Source organism: Pseudoclavibacter sp. RFBJ3 (assembly GCF_002931375.1).
GTDB lineage: Bacteria > Actinomycetota > Actinomycetes > Actinomycetales > Microbacteriaceae > Pseudoclavibacter.
The window spans coordinates 1-6,054 of record NZ_PSXZ01000037.1 but is presented as its reverse complement, the minus strand read 5'-3'; the positions used below and the strand labels follow the sequence as shown (position 1 = coordinate 6,054).

7 protein-coding genes are annotated in these 6,054 nt (G+C 64.7%); 2 read left to right on the top strand and 5 right to left on the bottom strand.

Going from position 1 to position 6,054, the window contains the following annotated elements:
• Positions 1-145: 145 nt before the first annotated feature.
• From C5E07_RS18995 to C5E07_RS19315, 3 genes are all read right to left on the bottom strand, one after another.
• Entirely contained in the window at positions 146-490 is a 345-nt protein-coding gene (locus C5E07_RS18995) for a transcriptional regulator (protein ID WP_104301643.1), read from the bottom strand.
• Positions 487-927 (bottom strand): hypothetical protein, encoded by a 441-nt coding sequence (locus tag C5E07_RS18990; protein ID WP_104301641.1) that lies wholly within the window; start codon positions 925-927, stop codon positions 487-489. Before C5E07_RS18990 ends, C5E07_RS18995 begins: the two co-directional genes overlap by 4 nt.
• 333 nt (positions 928-1,260) lie before the next feature.
• The gene (locus C5E07_RS19315; RefSeq protein ID WP_146080671.1) at positions 1,261-2,007 is read right to left on the bottom strand and encodes a hypothetical protein; all 747 of its coding nucleotides are present in this window, start codon (positions 2,005-2,007) and stop codon (positions 1,261-1,263) included.
• Positions 2,008-2,234: 227 nt separating this feature from the next.
• On the opposite strand from C5E07_RS19315, the gene C5E07_RS18980 reads away from it, so the two are divergent.
• Complete coding sequence (locus C5E07_RS18980; protein ID WP_104301637.1) at positions 2,235-3,143, top strand: hypothetical protein; 909 nt, start codon at positions 2,235-2,237, stop codon at positions 3,141-3,143.
• Here the strand turns inward: C5E07_RS18980 and C5E07_RS18975 are convergent.
• Positions 3,140-3,709: a hypothetical protein gene (locus C5E07_RS18975; RefSeq protein WP_146080670.1), complete on the bottom strand. Its 570-nt coding sequence runs from the start codon at positions 3,707-3,709 to the stop codon at positions 3,140-3,142. The genes C5E07_RS18980 and C5E07_RS18975 overlap by 4 nt on opposite strands.
• A gap of 456 nt (positions 3,710-4,165) precedes the next feature.
• Positions 4,166-4,822, bottom strand: coding sequence for a hypothetical protein (locus C5E07_RS18970; protein WP_146080669.1), 657 nt, complete (start codon positions 4,820-4,822; stop codon positions 4,166-4,168).
• A 225-nt stretch (positions 4,823-5,047) separates the two neighbouring features.
• Between C5E07_RS18970 and C5E07_RS18965 the strand changes: the two genes are divergently transcribed.
• On the top strand, positions 5,048-5,926 hold the full coding sequence (locus tag C5E07_RS18965) for an AraC family transcriptional regulator (RefSeq protein WP_146080668.1): 879 nt from the start codon (positions 5,048-5,050) through the stop codon (positions 5,924-5,926).
• Positions 5,927-6,054 lie beyond the last annotated feature (128 nt).

The window sequence follows — 6,054 nt, the reverse complement described above, 5'->3', positions numbered from 1 at the left end:
AACTTTCGCTCGCGCTCCCGCGCAGCATTGTTCGCCGGCATCCGCCCACCCCTTGCTCATCGGGGTGTTGCAACGACCGACAGAAACCGCCCATGGGTTTCGCGACATGACCCATCTCGTCGAGCGTGTGGATAACCCGGTGTGGTCACCCCCCAGGGTTGACCGCGTCGATCCCCGTTGTTGTGCGGGCTCGGTTGGTGAGGGCTTGCAGTGCGGCAAGGTGTTGGCTGAACGCGGTCCGGCCGGTTGGGGTGAGTGCCAGCCACGTGCGTGACCTGCGCCCGACGTGTCCCTTCCTGACGTGTGCATACCCGATCCCTTCGAGGTGGGTGGCTGCTTTCGAGAGTGCCGACATGGCGGTGTCTGTGCTGTCGGAGATGACTTTGAACTCCGCCTCATCGCATCCGGCGAGGAATGCCGCCACTTTCAGGCGCGGCAGGCTGCTGAACACGTCGTCAACGACAGCATCCGGGGTGTCTGCGGCGCTCATCGCTTGAGCCAGAGGTAGAGCCGGTTGATGTGCTCCAGCGTGAAGGGCAGCACGATGGCGACCCAGACCCACATCATCGGGTTCGGTTCCACCGTGAGGGCGACCAGCCAGAGGAAGAACATCGCGACGAGAGTGACCGGGGTCACGAGCCAGTACCGCTTGCGGGCCAGACGTCCGTCCTTGGGGACCACTCCTCGAATGCGCCAGGAGGCGAGCAAGAACGGGAAGGACGCGGCGTTGAGTGTGAGGACGACGACGCCCAGGAATGGAACGAACCAGCCGATGACAACACCGAGGGTCACAATGCCCACGCCGAAGAGAAACACGAGGGTGCTCGCAAGGGCGTACCAGCGAGGGAGGCCATGGTGGCGCTCGACCTGTGCTGCGATTGATGTGGCTGTGTCGAGCGCAGCGCCCTGGTCTGGTGAAACTGTCATGCGGTCACCCTAGCATCTAGTTTCCTTTTGGAAACTTGATGCCTGGGGTGTTGGTTCGCCCCAGCCGTGAGCGAGGCGAACCAACGTGAACAGGCCCCCGAAATGGTCCTGTTCACCAGTCTCGGATTGTCCCCCCAGGACTTCCGAGACGGTCTATTGGGTGAGTGGTGGCGTTGAAGTGGCTGGGTCGCTTCTCCGGACGGGGAGAAGCGACCCAGCCGGGGCCGTCGATGGGTGATCCCCAGAACACCGGTCGACGGTTGAGTTCGGTTGTGTCACGACCCCCGTCGTGGATTCACCGAACGGCTACGGGGTATTGCGATGTGGCGGGACCTAGCAGGGGACGTTGAACGTGAGTCCGCTGAGGCCGATGCCGCCACTTTGGGTGGTGAGGAGACCGTTGTTTGGTCGTGACATTTCGATTGTGAAGGAGGTGACCGGGCCGGGGACCGTATAGGTGACTGCGTAGGCCGGGTCAGTCGCGCCACGGTCGCCCCAGGTCGTTGGGTAGACCCAGCCCTGCGCGTTGACGGAGAGCCCGGACCCTCGCGCCGCGGTCACACCGGGTGCGTTGACGCGAACCCATTCGCTGTAGAAGGCACCTGCGGGTGAGGCGTACTGGGCGCTGTCGACGTCCCAAAGCGTGAAGACGACATTGCTGACAGGGCGCTCGAAGCTGTACGTCAGCGTGGTCGTGTACCGCGCGTCGGGCTGTGTGCTCGTGGTGCCAGTTGCCGAGCCGTTGGCGAGGATGTTGAGCTGCGAAGGCCCCGAGCCCGGGTTGTACACCGTGAGGTTGTTGGCGGGCGGCGTCAACCGGGCACCGTAGACAGCTGACACGGTGTAATCGATCTCACCGCCGGCCGTGGTTGTGCCAGTTCCTGACCCATTCGTGGTGTTTGTGCGGGTATACCCGTTCGAGTAGTTGATCGTGCCGGGTCCGCAGTTGGCGGATGCTGCTGCGAAGGGCGCAGCCGTTGCTACGGCGATGACCGGGATTGTCCAGGCAGCGCCGGCGACGATGGTGCGGCGTGAAGGGGAGCTCGAGCCCTCAGTGGGGTTCGCGGGGGAAATCGGCATAGAGAGATCTCAATCTGTAGGCGTGCGCTGATCGAGCCGGTGGGCTCGGCGGGATCAGCGCTCTGATGCGCCATTCCGCGGCGGCAGGAGCGCCGCGCTGGCGAGCTTTCCACGCACGCCGCAGGCAGTGGGAAGGGCGAGGGGTGTTTGTCCGATGTTGGTCTCGGGGTGTCCGTTTCGAGTGCTGACCGAAGACCGTCAGGGATGCGTGCGTACAGTTCCGATTCATGGCTGACATCCCCAGGTCAGAGGATCTGCACCAACGGTTGAAGGCGTTCGGTTGGGCGGCGACCTCCGGCATGGATGCACTGCGCATTGAGGGCGTCGGAGACCGCGGCTACCAGGTCGGGCGCGCGTGGTCCCCGCACGGCACCTACGAATCTTTGCCTGCCCCGAACAGCATGTACATTCTGCTCACCGTCGAGGGGGCCGGGGAGGTCACGCACGATGGGCGAGTGGTCCCATATGAAGCGAACCAGATTGTGTTCCTCGATGGTGAGAGGCCGTCGACTATCGAGCTGCACGAGCCCACGGCTCGGTACCTTTGGCGGTTTGACGCATCGGTTTTGGGGAACCGTCACGTGCGAGAGCGCGTCGGAGAACTCATTCCCGTGCGCCGGAGTGTTTGGTCCCCGGCGGCTGCCCTCACGAACGGGCTCATTACCGCAGAGCCAACCGTCGGGGGTTCCATCCACGCTGGTCGAGCGAGCGAACATCTCCTCGCGGCGATCTTCGATAATCTTGCCCCCACGTCGACCGCATCGCGCTCTCCCAAAGGGGTGTATCGGGATGCTCTGCTCGTCATCGAGCAGCGCAAAAACGATCCAGCATTCACCGTGTCAGCCCTCAGTCGTGAACTCAACCTGCACGAGCGCACCGTCCGTCGTGCATTCGCGATGCTCGGTACGACGGCTCGGTGGGAGCTGGAGAAACGACGTGTCGACACGCTTCGCTCGTTGCTCGGGTCGCAACTGCAGTCAGAGCGGTCGTTCGCGCACTTTGCGGAGGCTGCCGGCTTCGTGTCGGCTCGGCAGGCCCGTAGCGTCCTCCGGAGGAGTTCGGGAATGCGCGCAGCACACATGCGCGAAGGGTTCGCGCAGACGGACGTTGTGGGCAGGCTTCAGAGCGCAGGCTAGAGGCAGACGATGGTTGGGGGTGTGATGGAGATGTCGTCTCCGGCCGGGCTGTTGGCGTTGGTGGCGGTCATGGTGAAGACGTATGCGACCGTGATGGTTCCGGTGGTGGCCGCTGTGTAGGTCGGGGCGGCAGTGCCTCGGCTGGTGTGCGTGTAACCGGGGTTGTTTGGGATCGTGGTGAAGCCCGTCGAGGGGCGCGTGCTTCCGCGGAAGAGTGTGGTTGGGGTCGGGCCGACGTCGAGGCGCACGGTCGACCTGGTGGAGGTTGCTTGGTTCAGGTTGCCGTAGTTCGATCCGAAGGAAGTCTGGAATCGGTAGGTCTGCCCGGCTCTGACGTTCAGGGTGGTGGAGACTCGAATTGTCACGTCTCCCGTGCCTGCGGCCGCTTCGTGGGTGACCCAGAACTCCGCCCCGTTGGGGGCGGTTCGGGCGGTTGCGGTCCCGTTGTTGTTGGTCCTGAGAGTGCCACTTGCCGGGGTCTGCCACACCCACGCGCTCGCTGGTGCCAGCGTCGGGCAGCGTGGTGAGGCGATGCTGGCCGGGGCAGCGATGGTCGCTGCGATCACCGGGACGGACCAAGCAGCGCCCGTCAGGAGCGCTCTGCGAGCCGCGCGCTGCGGCGGCTGACTGTCTCGATTTGGGCGCTGGGTGTTCGCCACGGCAGTCTCGTTTCGTGAAGTGTGTATGGGGGTGGCTCGAGTCCACGGACGTGCACGTGAAGAGGCTGGGCCGCTGCCACGGACGGCAGCAACGGCCCAGCCAGCCCGTGGGCGAAGGACCCCCAGGTTCCCCGCCCACGGGGTAGATCCGGCTCGTACCCGTGAAATCCCCGTCAGGGAACGAGCCGGACAACCATGGGCAACACGACCGTGCACCACAAGTGCGTGCTGCCCATGTCTCGTATCCCGGTTCCGCTTTCGCGAGCGGACCGCGATTGTCTACGGTGTGGAGCAACACCCCCCCAGCGTGCGGCGACCGTGGCGATCACGACAGCGCCCGGGAGTTGGGCTGTGCTCAGACTGTTAGGAGCAGGTGATGATCGGTCGGGTGATCGCGATGTCGTCCGTGCGCACGGTACCCGTGGGGGTTGTGGGGGTCATCACGAAGACGTAGGCCACGGTGATGGAGCCAGTGGTGGTTGCCGTGAACGATGGGTTGGAGTTGCCGTAGTTCGTGTACGGGTTTCCCGTGTTGTTGGGGAGCGTCGTGTTCCCAGCCAGCGCTCGTGAGGACCCGTTGAAAATCGTGGTCGGGTTGGGTCCGACGTCGAGCCGCACGGCAGCGCGGGTCGATGTCGCCTGGTTGAAGTTGCCGTAGTTCGAGCCGTAGCTGAAGTTGAAGTTGTACGTCGTGCCCGCAACAACGTTCATGGTCGTCGAGAAGCGAATGACGAGGTTGCCCGTGTTGGGGGCTGCTTCCGCGGTCACGTACAGTTCTTCGCCGCGCGCGCCGTTGCGGGTACCTGCGGAGCCGAGTCCAGGGGTTCCAGAGACTGGGAACTGGCGGGTCCAAGTGCTGAGCGCGGGCAGTGTGGGGCACACAGTCGTGGATGCCGCGGCGACGGGCGCTGCCGCGGCCATGGCGACCACGGGGATGGACCAGGCAGCGCTGGCCACGATGGTGCGACGCGATGGCGACGCGTCGGGTGTTTCAGCGGAGTTCAAAGGGGAGGCGTTCATGCGTGTCTCAATCTGTTGGCGTGCACTGACCGAGCCGGTGTGCTCGGGCCGGATCAGCGCTCAGATACGCCATTCCGCGGCGGCAGGAGCGCCGCGCTGGCGAGCTTTCCACGCAGCGCGTGCCTGCGGGCGGCTTCGCCCAGACTTGTCAAAAACGAGTGGCCGGCTGTCAAAATTTCGTCATTTCCGGGGACCGTCAGGCGCACTTGCGTACTGTTCCGGGTTGTGACTGAAACCCCCGGTTCAGCAGCGCTACACGAACGGTTGAAGGCCTTTGGTTGGGCAGCGACCTCCAGCGTCGATTCGCTGCGCATCGAGGGAGTCGGAGAGCGCGGCTACCAGGTCGGTCGCGCATGGTCGCCACACGGCACCTATGACTCCGTGCCCACCCCCAACAGCATGTACATCCTGCTCACCATCGAGGGGGCCGGGGAAGTCGCCCATGACGGGCGAGTGGTCCCGTATGAGGCGAATCAGATCGTCTTCCTCGACGGCGAGAAGCCCTCCACCATCGAACTCCACGAGCCGACCGCGCGCTACCTGTGGCGCTTCGATGCCACGGTGCTACGGAACCCCCGAGTTCGAGAACGCGTGGGCGAACTGATCCCGGTCCATCAAGGAGTCTGGTCCCCCGCGGCAGGGCTCACCAATGGCCTCATCGGCGCGACCCCGGGTGTTGGCGAGTCCATCCACGCCGGGCGTGCGAGCGAGCACCTGCTCGCGGCGATCTTCGATAACATCGCACCGACCTCGACCGCATCACGCTCCCCCACGGACGTCTACCGTGACGCGTTGCTCGTCATCGAGCATCACAAGAACAACCCCGCCTTCACCGCGGCCGCGATCGGACCCGCACTGGGAGTGCACGACAGGACCGTCAGGCGTGCCTTCTCTCTGCTGGGCACCACGGCGAGACGTGAGCTGGAGCAGCGACGCGTCGACACGCTCCGCGCTCTACTCGGAACTCGACCAGACACCACTCTTGCATTTGCGGAGCTCGCGGAATCTGCGGGATTCGACTCACCTCGAAGGGCTCGCGCGGTCCTGAGAGCCGCCACTCCCCCAGCACCACCCGCACCATTAGGTGGTCACAGCGGGTCGTGATGCCACAGCCGGCCGTGAGACATCCCGAAAACGATCGTTACCGAGCGACGGCACCCAGCTGGCCGGTTGGGTGCTGGCGTAGAACTCGAGCCAAGGGCTCTATGCGGACGGTTCGGCGCTGCCCGCCA